Genomic DNA, 15954 nt, shown 5'->3' on the forward strand with positions numbered 1-15954 from the left:
GACATTCTATTCATGTCTATAAACTTAGAAATACAAGGTACAAGAAACAGAAATTCCCCTCGTCGCATTTTGTTTGCAAGCCTTATTGGCCCAACAATTGAATTCTTTGATTTCTATGTCTTTGCCACTGCCGCAGCTCTCATATTTCCTCATGTGTTTTTTCCAACACAAAATGATCAGATTGCCATTTTACAATCTTTCCTGATCTTTGGAGCGGCCTTTTTTGCCAGGCCCTTTGGATCAATTGTTTTTGGACATTTTGGAGATAAAATTGGAAGAAAAGCAACACTTATTGCTTCTCTTCTCACAATGGGTCTTTCAACAGTCATTATTGGTTTTCTTCCTACTTATGAAACCGCTGGATGGTTTGCCCCTTTCCTCTTGACCTTGTGCCGTATTGGACAGGGAATGGGATTAGGAGGAGAATGGGGAGGAGCTGTTTTGCTCGCAACAGAAAATGCCCCTCCAGAAAAGCGCGGCTGGTATGCGATGTTCCCCCAATTGGGCGTTCCAATCGGTTTATTTTTATCTATTGCTGTTTATTTAGGTCTGTTGCATTTCCTTGATCATGAGGAACTTTTAGCTTGGGGATGGCGCATTCCTTTTATTGCTTCAGTTGTTTTTATGATTATAGGATTATGGGTCCGTCTTTCAATCAATGAAACTGTTCAATTCAAAAAAACTCTTGAAAGTAAAGAACGTGTCAAAGTTCCTATCATCGATGTCTTTTTAAAATGTCCACGAATCCTATTTCTTGGAATATTTTCTGGTATGGCAACATTTGTTTTGTTTTACTTGGTCACTGCATATTTGTTAAGCTACTCAACAAACCATCTGCAATTGCCATTTTATCAAGCTCTTCAAGTCGAAATTGTTGGTGCTATTTTCTGTGGAATTTTTACTGTCATCACTGGAAAACTCGCTGATCGTATTAGACGTAGAACTTTGATGATTTGGGTTACAATTATCACCGGTATTTATTCTTTTGCAATTCCTTATTTCTTAAATTCTGGAGTTATAGGAGTCCTTGCAATGTCTGTTATCGGTTTGTCTATCATGGGGATGATATACAGTCCTCTTGGTGCTGTTTTGGCTTCACCATACCCAACAGCAATTCGATATACTGGTTCTTCTATTACTTTCAACTTATCGGGTATCGTAGGAGCCTCTCTTGCGCCTTATATTGCAGAATATCTGGTACAACATTTTGATACATCTTATATCGGCTATTATTTGCTTCTTGCTTCTTTTATTTCACTGATTTGCTTCGTCGGATTTACAGATGATGAAATATCCAACTAAAATATAATAAAGAAGAATAAAATAAGTACTGGCAGCAAAAATGCTGCCAGTTTCATTTTTAAAGACATGGGTTGCGGTATTTTCCACCACAATATTCCTGCAAACAAGGCACTCAAAAAGAAAAATAAAAAATCTGCAATATTGCTTATATAAGCAACAGTAAACATTCCTGATAAGATATGTGTTGTTCCCAACCACGAAACGCAAAAAAAAGCCAATATCACAGCCCATAAAACAAGCAAAATTCGATCAATTATCATGATGCCGTTTCATTTTTTTAATTGTAGGCCATATCTTTAATATGCCTAAAAGAAAAATCACAATAAAAACCCAACGCCCTCCCCCTGATCCTTTCGCAATAAAAAGCGCTGGATTTACTATTCCTATCAATCCTATAAAAATCAGAACAACAGAGATGAGACGCATTAAACCTGTTTTTCCCAACAACGATCTTCAGTCTGTTGCCAATACGTTAAATTATGATTTTCCATTTTATATTTTTTCCACTGTGCACGAACAAGACTCAACTGCTCATCATCTCTACCATCAAATATCACAACAAGCCGTTGATAAGTATCAATATTCGAACATACGGCTCCCTCTATGAGAAAACGAATCTTTGAATCATTCGGATTTTCTTGTCCTGTCGTCAGAAATACAGGCTGAAAGTTTGAATATTGATCACACTCAGTTCCATGTCCAATAAATGATTCATCCGCATAAACCCATAAATGCATATCCATAGAATCGCGTTGTTCTTCACTTACACATTGTATTGTTACCTTACCAAAACGAGCCAATGCACGCTCTACAAGCGTTGGCAAAATATCTTTCAGCGTTGACTGCGTCAAATGATAGAATAGAATATCCAACCTCTTAAGCCCTCATCACCCTTTATAAAAAGCTAACATCTTTTTTAGAGAAACTTCCATACCCACAGTATAAAAGGAAACGGTTCAAGATATAAACCCTCTTTTTTGATTGAGATGCATTATCTTTTTGCACGTGTCTTTAAAAGACAAAAAATTTTAATTTCAACGTTAATAAAAATTTTTTTAAGTTATTTTCTAGATTCTTTGTAGACTATATTTGAAAATAAAATATAATGTACGGAAAATTTAAAGAGGACCTCATAGGCAATTTTATATTATTTATTTGGTTAAAATATCCAATTCATAGAAGGATATTTTTTCGGACTTTATTACATTTTAACCGAAAGCAGTAAAAATATTTGCTATCGAATTAAAGACTGAGGATTTTCCCCAATTTATGCGTATTATTGAGTTCTACATCCTGAAACGTGTCCTTGTTTTGTTTAGTTCTGTTATGATTGCAGCAGTGGGCGTTAGTTGGACAGTACAAATTCTCGCACGGATAAACTTTCTCACAACAAGTAAACAAACACTCCTCACAGTCTTACAATTTTCACTCTCATTGGTTCCTTCTGTTGTTTTTCTTGTCATTCCATTTGCATTAGTGATCGCAATTACAACCATCCTTTCAGCAATGCATCAAGACTCAGAACTTGCTGTCATCAATGCCTCTGGTTTTCCTAAAAGTACTGTTTGGAAACCTATTCTTCTTCTTGCTATTGTTGCATCCTGTATCTCCTTTTCTATAGCTAATTTTGTTGTTCCTCAAGCGCGTCTTCATATGCGACAAATGCTAGCAAGCGCTCATTTTGATCTTATTAATCTATTCATTAATGAAGGAAGCTTCCAAAAACTCGCCAATAACCTTTACATAGAAATTGGCGAGCGAAATCCAAATGGAACACTTGAACGCCTTTTCATTGCCGACCAGCGTGATCCTAAAACTGATCTTTTTTATTATGCAACAGACGCATCCATTGTGAGCAATAAAAACGGTAGTTTTCTGGTTCTCAATAACGGTGAAATAGAAAGAGTCAACCATCAGAATAACAGTGTTTCAATCGTTCAATTTAGCTCATATACTTTTAGCCTAGGGGAGTTTATCCCCAGTGATAAAGCACCTACTCTTTATCCAAAAGATCGATCTCTTTCTTATTTACAAAACCCTGATCCAAAAGACCCCTACTATCAACGAAAACCACTCCAATATAAAGCTGAGTTTCATCGCAGATTAACACAATGGCTCTACCCTATTGTTTTTTCACTTATCGCATTAGCAGCAGCAGGGGATGTATGCTCCCATCGACAAGCTCGTCATTCCGCAAATTTCTCAGCAATTGCCCTTTCTTTTCTGGTGTATTGGATAGGATATTTTTTCGCAGAAAAAGCAAAGAACGATCTTGCATACATTCCACTCCTTTATATTATGCCCATAGGGACAAGTGCATTTGTCTTTTTTATGCTTTTAACGAATCATAAAATTGGGCTCCCCACAAAAGTTAATGAGATTATTCAAATCGCTTTCCAAAAAGTAATGAACAAATTTGAACATCGAAAATCTCAAGATTCCTCGGATGAAATATCATGATTGGGTGGACACTTGGACGATACTTTTTTATACGTTATCTTAAAATAACTTGTTATTTCTGGGGAAGCATTTTTGTTCTTGCTCTTTTAATCGATTTCACAGAGAACTCCGGTAGGCTATCCTCCATTCCGCATCATACAGCAAAAGATGCATTTTTCCTCTCTGTTTTACGCATCCCTTTTATCATGCAACAACTTATCCCTTTCATTGCACTCTTTTCTGCAATGGCAACACTTATCTCGCTCAACAAAAAACTTGAACTTGTGGTGACTCGTTCAATCGGTGTTTCTGCATGGCAATTTCTTATGCCAGCTTGTTTGGGAGCTTTTCTTTTGGGATTATTTTCAATTCTCCTCATTAATCCACTTGCTGCATGGGGATTTTCTCAAGCAGAAAAAAAGATGACTGAATGGCGCAATAACAATGTACTAACACCTCTTCATAATACAGATATCCACTGGTTAACTCAACGTACAAATTTAGGCAGAACAACCATTGGTGCTAAATTTATCACCGACCAAGGACTTTCTCTTCTCGATGCAACCTTTGTACAATACAATGACAACGCAACCGTCAAAAATTGGATTAACACCCCAAAAGCAACCTTGACTAATGGATCTTGGCTATTAACAAATGGAACAATCTATAAAATAGGGCATCCTCCTGAAAAATTTACCGTGTTGCAAATAAAAACCAATCTAAAACCTGAATTTTTAACGGAACGTTTAGCGAATCCCGCGACTATTCCATTTTACCAATTGCCAAAAAAAATTATGATTGCACGTTCATTTGGCTATTCTGCTAATAATTTTGATATGTATTTCCAATCTTTGATTGCATTACCGGCATTGCTTGTGGCAATGACCCTCATTGCAGCAACTGTATCTTTAAATTTTACGCGTTTCGGACAATCTAGAACGTTGATTCTTGGTGGAGTAATAGCTGGGTTTATGCTTTATGTTATTTCCGTACTTGTTCAAGCTTTTGGTAATGCTGGATATATTCCACCAATTATTGCAGCTTGGACACCTGTTGTTATTGCGTTATTCTTAGGAATCTCTTTCTTACTTCATAAAGAGGATGGCTAAGTGAAAGCATTAACACTTAAAAAAAATATTTTAAAAAAATTAAGTGCTCTCGCTTTTAAAAGTGTTATAGGGGTTATTTTAGGAGGCGCTTTGTCTTATTGTGCGCACGCTCAAAGCCTTATGTCTCCTTCCCAAAGTCGCATTCGAAATCCGGAACGTCCTCTTTTGCTCTCTGCGGATGAACTCATCTACAATCGTGATGAAAACACTGTTTCTGCACAAGGTAATGTCCAAATCGAATATGATGGCAATAAAGTTGTCGCTCAAAAAATTATTTACAATCAAAAAACAGGACGGCTTATAGCACAAGGGAACGTTGAAATTACTGAAAAGGATGGTAATAAAATTTATTCCAACCAAATTGATATGACCAAAGATCTTGGCGAGGGTTTTGTAAACGCCTTACGTATTGATACAGCCAACAATGTTCACTTTTCAGCCCAAAATGCTACACGCAAAAACAATCACATAACAGTCTTTGAAAATGCAACCTATACAGCCTGTGAACCTTGCTCTTATAAACCAGATAGAGACGTCCTATGGAAAATTAAAGCAAGAAAGATCATATGGAATAATAGCATCAAAAAAATTCGGTTTGAAAATAGCAGTTTTGAAGTTTTTGGTGTCCCGATTATAAAATTTCCAAATTTTGAGATCTATGATCCAACTGTCAGGCGTGCTAGCGGTCTCCTTACTCCTCATTTTTTTTATACTGATTATCTCGGTATGGGGATAAAGAATTCTTATTTTTGGAATCTCGCCCCTCACTATGATTTTACCCTTTCTTCTACTATTTATACCCAACAAGGGCTTTTAACCGAAGGGGAATGGCGTCAACGTTTAAAAATGGGCAGTTATAATATTCGCTTTGCTCATATATACCAAATGAAACGGCATAGATTTGATAATGATACGATTGATGCACAGTATAAAAACCGTTATATGCTGGCAACAAAAGGGGACTTTCGTATTAATTCACACTGGACTTATGGATGGGATATTCTTGCACAATCAGATCGGCATTTTAGTCGTGCCTATAAACTTGAAAACTATAGCAATCCTACACAACTTTCTCAGATCTATCTGAATGGTCTTGCAGGAAAAAATTATTTTGATATGCGTTTTTATCATTTTAAAGTTCAAGATTCAATATTGAATGATCCTCATTATGAACGTCACTCTCGGCAAGCTTGGGTCCTACCGCGCATCGATTATTTTTTCACACCAGATGAACCCATTTATAATGGAGAGCTTACCTTCCATAGTAATATGCAATCAATTTATCGCCGTCATACTGACTTCAGTTCTACCGACCAGAAAGGAAACCCTCTCAACATAGTAAGACTTTCTGGTATGGCTGGAAACAGTTTGCGTTTAACAAACGAGCTTCAGTGGAAAAAGCGCTTCAACACGCACAACGGACTCATCTTAACCCCCCTTCTCTCTCTACGAGCTGATATCATTACAACCAATGCAAGCGAAAATTATACAGCTTCTACAGAAAACAATTCCTCATCCGCAATTCATGGTTCAACAATTCGTGGCATGGCAACAGCAGGGTTAGAACTACGCTATCCCTTCCTTATTACAGCAGATCATTCTACACATATTATAGAACCAACCGCACAAATTTTTATACGCAATAATGAACAATATATTGGAAAAATTCCTAATGAAGATGCTCAAAGCTTTGTCTTTGATGCAACCACTCTCTTTCAACGAGACAAATTTTCTGGTTATGATCGTGTAGAAGGTGGCACAAGAGCCAATATAGGTCTAAGATATTCTGGAAGCTTTAATGACAATTGGTCTCTTTATGGTCTTGTTGGACAATCCTTTCATCTAGCAGGAAAGAATTCTTTTGCAGAAAAGGACTTTGTCAATGTCGGTATTCATTCTAGCTTAGAGGCAAAACGTTCAGACTATGTTGCAATGTTTGGTGCAACCCATAAAAGTGGTTTTTCCTTAGAAACGCGTGGACGCTTTGACAAAAAGACAGGAAAAATCCGCCGTAGTGAAATCGAAGCATCACAAAAATGGCAAAATTTTTGGGCGGCTCTACAATATGCCTATATCGCAAAGCAACCAGATTATGAATATCCTCAAGAGCGCCAAGAAATTTCTTTTCAAACAGGACTTAAACTGGCAGATTATTGGTCTATTAATAGCAACGCCGGTTATGATTTAGTATCTGGTACATTTGTAAAGCGAGGAATTAGCTTGAATTATACAGATGAATGTTTCGGGTTAACATTCGGTTATCAACAGGTAACGAATCCAGGCAGGAAAACACCCTTGCAAAACTTTAATTTCTCTCTTTCATTGCGTACGATTGCAGATATCGGAAAAAAGATAGATTAATTTATAAAGAGAATGTATCAGTCATTTAACTTATCATTGTTTTTATGAAAGAAAGTGTATATTTTAAGTTGTTGATGAGAATTAATAAACAATGCGAAAGCCTATTCACATGAATAAATTGAAAAAGCGTGTTCTTGCTTTATTTTATATTACGTCTTTGAGCGTAAGCAGCCTGTTAATAAATGGATTTTTGATTCCGACAGTCTTTGCGCAGACTTCTATTGTTGTTACAGTTAATGGCAACCCTATCACAAATTATGATATACAAAGGCGCCTTGCTTTTCTCAGATTACAACAAAAGCAAGGCAATTTGGTGGCACAGGCTAAAAAAGAGCTTATCGATGAAAAGCTAAAAAATATTGAAATAAAACGTCGTAATATTGAAGTAAGCAATGATGAAGTTGATAGAGCTTTTGAGAATTTTGCGACACAAAATAATATGACGATTGATCAGCTCAACCAGATTCTGATCCAAACTGAGATCACTGTGCAACACTTTAAAGATTACATCCGTGGACAAATAGGATGGGGGCGTCTTGTTAGTGCACGCTATCAAGCTGAAACAGGTATGATTAGCGAACAAGAAGCTGTACGCAGGATATTAAAAAATGGTGGTGTGAAACCTTCAACCAATGAATATACATTACAGCGAATTGTTTTTGTCATTCCTGCACATCGTCGTTCAGAAATTTTTGAAAGACGTCAAAGAGAAGCAAGCAATTTTCGTGCACATTTCCGTGGATGTGCCAATGCTCACAATCAAGCAAGAGGTATTTTAGACGTTACTATCCGCCACTTAGGAAAGTTTCTGGAGCCCCAACTTCCCAATGCATGGGAACAAGCTATTCTTGCAACGCCTGCTGGAAAAATGACAAAATTACAAGAAACATCTGATGGAATCGAAGCAATTGCTGTCTGCAAAATAAAAAGAGTTTCTGATGATTATGTCGCTCGACTAATATTTTCTCTTCAAGATAGTAAAAAAAGAAGCCCGCAAAAACTTGAAGAATTAAGCGACAAATATTTAGGAGAACTGCGGCGAGTGGCGCGCATTCAAAATTCATAATGGCTGCTCTTATTGTTAGCGGTGGTGATCCTGCCGGAATTGGTCCTGAAATAGTACTAAAAGCGTGGAGTTTGCGTGTTACGCGCCAAATTCCATCTTTTGTGCTTCTTGCTGATCCAGATGTTATTCGTTCGCGCGCTCGTTTTTTACAGATTGATGTTGAGGTGCAATCTGTTTTAATCAATAATTCAGCAAAAAATTTTCAAAACGCTCTTCCTATCATACCGTTAAAAAACAAACAAAGTGATCAATTAGGTATACCTTCATCGAATAATGCCGCTGGAATCATTGAAGCAATTCAACGCTGTGTTCAATTGATTCAAAATGGCCATGCATGTGCACTTATTACTTGTCCTATCGCAAAAAAGAATCTTTATGATGCCGGTTTTCAATTTCCAGGTCATACAGAATTTTTAGCCGATTTAGCCCATAAAGCTTTTCATAAATGTTATCATCCAGTTATGATGTTAGCAGGACCTCGATTAAAAACAGTACCAATAACTGTTCATATTCCATTTAAAAATGTTCCTTCACAGCTTACCCGTGATTTAATTGTTCAAACGGTACTTATTACTGAATGTGACTTAAAAACACGGTTTAAAATAAAGTCACCCCGACTAGCTGTTGCTGGTCTTAATCCTCATGCTGGAGAAGGAGGTGCAATGGGAAAAGAAGATATTGAAGTTATCACTCCTGCTATTGAATATCTTAAAAAGAAAGGACTCAATATTGCAGGACCGCTGCCTGCCGACACAATGTTCCATGAATGCGCAAGAAAGGCATATGACGTTGCCATTTGTATGTATCATGATCAAGCCCTTATCCCTGTTAAAACATTAGACTTTGATAGCACTGTTAATGTCACGTTAGGTCTCCCTTTTATTCGCACGTCTCCAGATCACGGAACTGCTTTTGACATTGCTGATAAAGGGATAGCCTCTCCCGAAAGCTTTATTGCTGCTCTTAAACTTGCAAATCAACTTGCCGAAAATAGTTTAATACCATGCCAATAGATAATCTCCCTCCTCTACGTGAAGTCATTGATATATATGGATTACAAGCGCATAAATCTTTGGGGCAAAATTTTCTTTTTGATCTTAATTTAACATCTAAAATTGCTCATCACGCAGGTAATATAGAAGGAAAACCTGTTCTTGAAATTGGTCCTGGTCCTGGAGGTCTCACACGTGCCTTGCTAGCAAAGGGCGCCATTGTAACAGCAATAGAACGCGATGAACGCTGCATACCAGCTCTCTTAGAAATAGAAAAACACTATCCTAAAAAATTAAAAATTATTTGTAATGATGCACTGAAGCAAGACTTCTCAAAACTCTTTGAAACAAGCCCAGAAAAACCTCGCATTATTGCAAATCTTCCCTATAATATTGGGACACAACTCTTATTAAATTGGCTTTTGACTGAACCATGGCCTCCTTTTTATGAATCAATGACATTGATGTTTCAACGTGAAGTTGCCAAACGGATTACAGCTAAACCTCAATCTACTCATTATGGACGTCTTAGTGTCTTAACTGGCTGGCGTACCACTGCTAAAATTGCTTTTGATGTGCCCTCTCAAGCCTTCATACCAATACCTAAAGTAACTTCTTCCGTTATTCATATTATTCCGCGAACACAACCTCTTGCCTGCTCTGCACAAAAACTAAGCCTCGTCACAAAAATCGCCTTTGGACAAAGACGAAAAATGCTTCGTCAAAATCTCAAAACACTTGGAGGTGAAGTGCTGTTAGAAAAAGCTGGAATTGATGGAACACGCCGTGCTGAAACGCTATCGGTTTCAGAATTTGTAACTTTAGCGCATCTAGTGCTCTAAAAAACTGCACTTTTTGTTATGCAACCTTTTTTAATCAAGACATTTATCGATCTTTTCAGCAATAAGCCCATCAACAAAAGAGTCAAGATAAGAACAGCGCTCGCGTTTTACGGTTTCAGCTAAATAAATTGATTTAATAAAAGATAAAGATTGATCTAAATCTTCGTTAATCACAACATAATCATAAGAACGCCAATGCTTTAACTCCGTTCGTGCATTTTCCAATCGTAAATTGATGATATCTTGACTATCTTCTGCTCGACGATGTAAACGCGAAACAAGCTCTTTCATTGATGGTGGAAGGATAAAAACAGATACAGTGTCTCCTAGCATCTTTTTTTGCAGCTGCTCAGTACCTTGATAATCAATATCAAATAACATATCACGGCCAGTACTCAATGCGTTCTCAACAGTTTCACGTAAAGTGCCATAATAATTCCCGTGAACTTCTGCCCATTCAATAAATTCATCTCTATCACGCTTATATTCAAACTCTTCCTTTGAAATAAAGTGATAATGCAGCCCATCTACTTCACTAGGACGCCTTTTCCTTGTGGTCATACTTACGGAAAGCTCTAATTGTCCATCTTTTAGAAGTAATCGAGAAATTGTTGATTTACCAGCACCTGAAGGTGAAGAGAGAATAAATAAAAAACCGCGGCGTTGATTTATTTTTATAGTACTCAATTTACTTTCGAAGACTGTCATTACATCACTCTACTTTGTTCATAAATGTTTCTCCAAAATTTGAATTATACATTATCTCAACCTTTCCCCTAATCAATGTGTTTTCTTAGCAGTTATCAATGTTATTCTGCTCTTTTTTGAGATAAGTTATTAGCAGTGTATTCACTGCTTTCTTAAATATTTTTATCCATACGCTAATCCCACTTGTGACAGACAAGAAAATGATTTTTTATCATTCTCATAAAAAGTTTAAAGAGAAAAATTTTACTATATTTTGCATTCTCACTTACGATGCAAAAAGATGTATTATCATTATAAATTCAATGTCTTGCCTTTAATTCTCGCCACTTGCGAACATTCACATTATGTTCCTCTAAAGTTCGAGAAAAAACATGCCCTCCTGAACCATCAGCAACAAAATAAAGTGCATCACTGCTTGGTGGATGTGCCACCGCTTTCAAAGAATCTCGACCTGGATTTGCAATAGCTGTTGGAGGCAAACCATTAATTTTATAAGTATTATATGGTGTTTCCTTCTCAAGATCTGAACGATAAATTGCACGACCTGATGGCTTTCCTTTTCCTCCAAAGAGACCATAAATAACTGTTGGATCCGATTGAAGACGCATATGCTTTGTAAGGCGGTTATAAAATACCGCAGCAACCATTGGTCTTTCTGCTGCAATTCCCGTTTCTTTCTCAACAATTGAGGCTAATATAACAAATTCATCAATTGATTTAATAGGTAAATTAGGTGAACGCGTAGCCCATATAGCATGAATTAATTTTGTCTGTCCTTCACGCAATCTGTTTACAATCTCTTTACGCGTTGTCCCCCGAATAAAACGAACAGTATCCGTCATTAAACAGCCCTCTGGAGGCAAATTTTTTGGAAGATCTCCAATCAAAATTTCATTCGCAGCTAATCGATCGAAAACTTGCTGAACCGTTAAACCTTCAGGTACTGTAAATGTATACTCAATAGATTTTCCTTTCACAAGAATATCCATAATATCCTGCATCGAGGAATGAGCCGGAATTAAATATTCACCAGCCTTCAGATGCGTTGTTTTTTGGTGATAACCAACCCCATAAACAAAAATATCTGATGATCGAATGAAACCACGTTTTTCTAGCAATGAAGCAATTTCACGAATTCCCGTGCCAGGATGGATAAGAACAATTTGTTCTTCCTCAATTTTCCCCTTTTCTTCAAAAATACTTTTTCCAATATAAAGAGGAATACTTATGGCGAAAAGAATAACCACAATCAGCATAAGAAAAAAATGACCGAGAATAACCAACGGATTACGGACGATAGATGATTTCTTTCGTTTTTTATGTACTAACATGTCATAACTATCTGCTAAATGATTCGAAGAGGAATCACTTACGTCCTTTAATGATTTTCCTTTTTTCACATCGGACATAACCCCTCAATAGCGATTAAGGACAATATTATAATTTCTCATTCACCCTATAACAAAGTAGAAAACTCAAAAGCAGAAATTAAATAAAAATACTTATTATCCCCTAAAACGTCGCATCACCAACGATGCATTTGTCCCACCAAATCCGAAAGAATTAGAAAGAATCGTATCAATCTTTCGTTCACGCGGTTTGTGTGGTACAAGATCGATTTTCGTTTCAATCGATGGATTGTCAAGATTAAGTGTCGCTGGGGCTATATTATCCCGTATAGCTAGAACAGAAAAAATAGCCTCAGCAGCACCGGCGGCACCAAGTAAATGCCCGATAGATGATTTCGTTGATGACATGGATACTTGTGGTGCATAATTCCCTAAAACACGCTCAACAGCTGCTAGTTCTATGGAATCAGCCATCGTTGATGTACCGTGAGCATTAATATAATCAAGTTCACTCACATTCACTTGTGCACGCTTAAGAGCAGCCATCATACTACGCTGAGCTCCTTCACCACTTTCTGAAGGCGCTGTAATGTGGTAAGCGTCACCAGATAAACCATAGCCAATAACCTCAGCATAAATACGCGCTCCTCGTTTTTTGGCGTGTTCCAGCTCTTCTAAAACAACAATTGCTGCTCCTTCCCCCATCACAAAACCATCACGATCAGCATCATAAGGACGTGACGCCCGTTCAGGATCATCATTGCGACAAGTAGAAAGAGCTCTACAAGCTGCAAAACCTGCAAGAGATATCCGATTTATCGGAGACTCGGCCCCCCCTGCCACCATGACATCTGCATCACCAAACATAATCAAACGTGCCGCATCACCAATCGCATGCGCCCCTGTCGAACAAGCCGTTACAACAGAATGATTAGGCCCCCGTAAACCATATTGAATAGACACATAACCAGAAGCAAGATTAATCAAACGACCTGGAATAAAAAAAGGAGAAACACGACGAGGTCCCTTATCACGAAGCGTATAACCAGCTTCAACAATGCCCTCAACTCCCCCAATTCCCGAACCAATTAACACACCTGTACAAATCTGATCTTCATCACTCTTAGGAAACCATTCGGCATCTGCAAGCGCTTGGTTAGCAGCAGCCATTGCATAAACAATAAATGCATCAACTTTACGTTGCTCTTTAGGTTCCATATACAAATCAGCATTATAGGTCCCCTCTGTTCCATCCCCTACGGGGATACGCGCAGCAACCTGGCATGGCAAATCTGACACATCAAACTCAGTGATACGTCGGACACCACTTCTTCCTTCAAGAAGTCGTTTCCAACTATATTCAATATTACCAGCTAATGGAGATACCAATCCTAAACCAGTAACAACAACACGTCTCATAACTTCTAACCTTGAACTAAACTTCACCTCTCAAAGCCCTCTTTTCAAAAGAGCTCCGAAGAATATAGGCAAAAGCAATTTATGCCTTTGCCCTTTAGTAATCATGCAGAAGCTTTATCAATGAACTTGACTGCATCACCAACTGTGAAAATCGTTTCAGCAGCTTCATCTGGAATTTCTACCCCAAACTCTTCTTCAAAAGCCATAACGAGTTCAACCGTATCAAGGCTATCAGCCCCTAGATCATCGATAAAGCTTGCATTTTCTACAACTTTATCAGCATTAACCCCAAGATGTTCCACAATAATTTTCTTAACGCGCTCTACTGTATCACTCATGTTGAAATCCTCGAATTTATATTTTCCTATAATTTGGTTAACTATATCGGCTCATCTAATCAAGCAATAGATGCATTAATTTAAAAGATTTTAGCAATGATTTAAAACATCCTGTGGATATCCCCTACAAAATGAACCAATCTGACATTCCGACATCAATTGATCAACGGTTATGTTAAAGAAATAGATGCATCTTTCTATTTCAATCGTTACTATCTAAAATAATACAACTCATAAATCAATGTGGAATAAAATAAATACTCAAATCATTGCCATTCCACCATTGATATGGAGTGTTTGGCCTGTCGTATAGGCTGCTTCATCGCTTGCTAAATAAATAGCAGCAGCGGCTATTTCTTGCCCACTTCCCATACGCTTCATTGGGATCGCAGCCATAATGGCTTCTTTTTGCTTTTCATTAAGCTTGTCTGTCATTGCAGATTTAATAAATCCTGGAGCAATACAATTGACAGTGATGTTTCGCGAAGCAATTTCTTGTGCCAATGCTTTAGAAAAACCTATCAAGCCTGCTTTTGCAGCACAATAATTCGTTTGTCCAGGATTTCCCACAACACCAACAACAGATGTAATGTTAATAATCCTTCCATAACGGCGGCGCATCATAGAATGTATTAATTCACGCGTCAAAAGAGAAGCTGCTGTTAGATTAACTTCTAAAACATCATCCCAGTCTTTATCTTGCATACGCACAAAAAGACCATCCCTAGTGATTCCCGCATTGTTAACCAAAATATCGACACCATCCATTTCTCTTTCTGCAACTTCAGCCAATTGTTTAATCGATTGGCGTTCAGAAAGATTAGCGGGAAATACAAAAACATTCTGCCCTAATTCTGCCGCCACTTCTCTAAGCTTTTCTTCACGTGTTCCATGAAGTCCAACAATGGCTCCTTGTGCATGAAAGCAGCGTGCAATTGCCTCACCAATTCCTCCCGAAGCCCCCGTTACAAGAGCTTTACGTCCTGTTAATCTAAACATTTTTTTACTCCTTATAGATTAAACGCCAAGCACGCCTAGCGCTGATTCTATTTCATCAACTGTTCCAATTGTTACCCCCTTTATATCTTTGTTAATACGACGCGTTAGACCTGTTAATACTTTTCCAGAACCAACTTCAAAAAGCGTATCAACCCCATTAGCAGCGATCCATTCTATTGTTTCACGCCATCGCACTCTCCCAGTCACTTGTTCAACAAGAAGAGTAGTAATACGCTCTGGATTGCTCTCAGGTGCAACAGAAACATTAGCAATCAAAGGAACAATAGGGGGCATTTTGTTAACAGTCAAAAGTGCTTTCTTCATGGCATCAGCAGCAGGTTGCATTAAAGATGAATGAAAAGGTGCAGAAACTGGAAGAAGAAGTGCACGTTTTGCACCTTTTGTTGATGCAATCTCTACCGCTGTCTCAACTGCTTTTGCTTTACCTGAAATAACAATTTGCCCACCACCATTATCATTAGCAATCTGACATAGTCCTTCTCCAGAAACAGTTTCGCAAATTTCTTCCACAATGTGCTCTTCCAAACCAATCAGTGCTGCCATAGAACCTTCACCAACTGCGACAGCAGCCTGCATAGCATTGCCACGAATACGCAAAAGTCTTGCCGTATCTGTGAGAGTAAATGTACCAGCAGCACAAAGGGCCGAATATTCGCCTAAAGAATGACCAGCAACAAACTTTACCTTTTCTTCTATACGAAGCCCTAATTGTTGCATCACACGAATGACAGCCATGGATACAGCCATTAATGCCGGTTGTGCATTTGCTGTTAACGTTAAAACATCTGCTGGTCCTTCAAAAATGATCTTTGATAATTTCTCACCCAAAGCATCATCAACTTCCTCGAAAACCATCCGTGCGGCAATAAATTGCTCTGTAAGCGCCTTCCCCATACCAACAAGTTGACTTCCCTGCCCTGGAAAAATAAAAGCTGCACCCATTTATCAACTCCTAAAATTGTACCATTAAATTACTTTCTTTTGACCTTATTCATCCGCACAAATCAAG

General features: G+C 37.9%; 16 protein-coding genes. 7 read left to right on the plus strand and 9 right to left on the minus strand.

What is annotated here, in order from left to right; all coding sequences use genetic code 11:
- Positions 1-12: 12 nt before the first annotated feature.
- On the plus strand, positions 13-1302 hold the full coding sequence (locus U736_RS0104675) for an MFS transporter (protein ID WP_026500354.1): 1290 nt from the start codon (positions 13-15) through the stop codon (positions 1300-1302).
- Here U736_RS0104675 and U736_RS12755 read toward each other — a convergent pair.
- Genes U736_RS12755 through U736_RS0104690 form a run of 3 tightly spaced genes read right to left on the minus strand, consistent with a single transcriptional unit; the run spans position 1299 to position 2174 of the window.
- Positions 1299-1562, minus strand: coding sequence for a hypothetical protein (locus tag U736_RS12755; protein ID WP_012754973.1), 264 nt, complete (start codon positions 1560-1562; stop codon positions 1299-1301). The two genes, U736_RS0104675 and U736_RS12755, sit on opposite strands and share 4 nt — an antisense overlap.
- Complete coding sequence (locus U736_RS12540) at positions 1552-1728, minus strand: hypothetical protein (RefSeq protein WP_012754972.1); 177 nt, start codon at positions 1726-1728, stop codon at positions 1552-1554. Before U736_RS12540 ends, U736_RS12755 begins: the two co-directional genes overlap by 11 nt.
- Positions 1728-2174 carry a DNA polymerase III subunit chi gene (locus U736_RS0104690; protein ID WP_012754971.1) on the minus strand — a complete coding sequence of 149 codons (447 nt, stop codon included), beginning with the start codon at positions 2172-2174 and terminating at the stop codon, positions 1728-1730. Before U736_RS0104690 ends, U736_RS12540 begins: the two co-directional genes overlap by 1 nt.
- Before the next feature lie 397 nt (positions 2175-2571).
- Here U736_RS0104690 and lptF point away from each other — a divergent pair, with 397 nt between their 5' ends.
- The 6 genes from lptF to rsmA all read left to right on the plus strand — a co-directional run bounded on the left by lptF (position 2572) and on the right by rsmA (position 10111).
- On the plus strand, positions 2572-3762 hold the full coding sequence (gene lptF / locus U736_RS0104695) for an LPS export ABC transporter permease LptF (RefSeq protein WP_012754970.1): 1191 nt from the start codon (positions 2572-2574) through the stop codon (positions 3760-3762).
- The gene (gene lptG, locus U736_RS0104700; RefSeq protein WP_012754969.1) at positions 3759-4850 is read left to right on the plus strand and encodes an LPS export ABC transporter permease LptG; all 1092 of its coding nucleotides are present in this window, start codon (positions 3759-3761) and stop codon (positions 4848-4850) included. Before lptF ends, lptG begins: the two co-directional genes overlap by 4 nt.
- Complete coding sequence (locus U736_RS0104705) at positions 4851-7211, plus strand: LPS-assembly protein LptD (RefSeq protein WP_026500355.1); 2361 nt, start codon at positions 4851-4853, stop codon at positions 7209-7211.
- Between the two features lie 109 nt (positions 7212-7320).
- On the plus strand, positions 7321-8277 hold the full coding sequence (locus U736_RS0104710) for a SurA N-terminal domain-containing protein (RefSeq protein ID WP_026500356.1): 957 nt from the start codon (positions 7321-7323) through the stop codon (positions 8275-8277).
- Entirely contained in the window at positions 8277-9290 is a 1014-nt protein-coding gene (gene pdxA / locus U736_RS0104715) for a 4-hydroxythreonine-4-phosphate dehydrogenase PdxA (RefSeq protein ID WP_026500357.1), read from the plus strand. Before U736_RS0104710 ends, pdxA begins: the two co-directional genes overlap by 1 nt.
- Positions 9281-10111 (plus strand): 16S rRNA (adenine(1518)-N(6)/adenine(1519)-N(6))-dimethyltransferase RsmA, encoded by an 831-nt coding sequence (gene rsmA / locus U736_RS0104720; RefSeq protein ID WP_026500358.1) that lies wholly within the window; start codon positions 9281-9283, stop codon positions 10109-10111. The genes pdxA and rsmA overlap by 10 nt, the downstream gene beginning before the upstream one ends.
- A 30-nt stretch (positions 10112-10141) precedes the next feature.
- Here rsmA and gmk read toward each other — a convergent pair whose 3' ends face one another.
- From gmk to fabD, 6 genes are all read right to left on the minus strand, one after another.
- Positions 10142-10819: a guanylate kinase gene (gene gmk / locus U736_RS0104725; protein WP_012754964.1), complete on the minus strand. Its 678-nt coding sequence runs from the start codon at positions 10817-10819 to the stop codon at positions 10142-10144.
- A 299-nt stretch (positions 10820-11118) separates the two neighbouring features.
- A complete protein-coding gene (gene mltG / locus U736_RS0104730) occupies positions 11119-12228 on the minus strand; it encodes an endolytic transglycosylase MltG (protein WP_012754963.1) in 1110 nt (369 codons plus the stop codon).
- Between the two features lie 96 nt (positions 12229-12324).
- On the minus strand, positions 12325-13587 hold the full coding sequence (gene fabF, locus U736_RS0104735; RefSeq protein WP_012754962.1) for a beta-ketoacyl-ACP synthase II: 1263 nt from the start codon (positions 13585-13587) through the stop codon (positions 12325-12327).
- A gap of 101 nt (positions 13588-13688) precedes the next feature.
- Positions 13689-13925 (minus strand): acyl carrier protein, encoded by a 237-nt coding sequence (locus U736_RS0104740; protein ID WP_004860281.1) that lies wholly within the window; start codon positions 13923-13925, stop codon positions 13689-13691.
- A gap of 261 nt (positions 13926-14186) precedes the next feature.
- Entirely contained in the window at positions 14187-14924 is a 738-nt protein-coding gene (gene fabG / locus U736_RS0104745) for a 3-oxoacyl-[acyl-carrier-protein] reductase (RefSeq protein ID WP_012754961.1), read from the minus strand.
- Between the two features lie 18 nt (positions 14925-14942).
- Positions 14943-15887, minus strand: a complete 945-nt coding sequence (gene fabD, locus U736_RS0104750) for an ACP S-malonyltransferase (RefSeq protein WP_026500359.1) — start codon at positions 15885-15887, stop codon at positions 14943-14945.
- Positions 15888-15954 lie beyond the last annotated feature (67 nt).

The sequence above is a fragment of the Bartonella grahamii ATCC 700132 genome (assembly GCF_000518085.1).
In the GTDB taxonomy this organism is placed as follows: domain Bacteria; phylum Pseudomonadota; class Alphaproteobacteria; order Rhizobiales; family Rhizobiaceae; genus Bartonella; species Bartonella grahamii.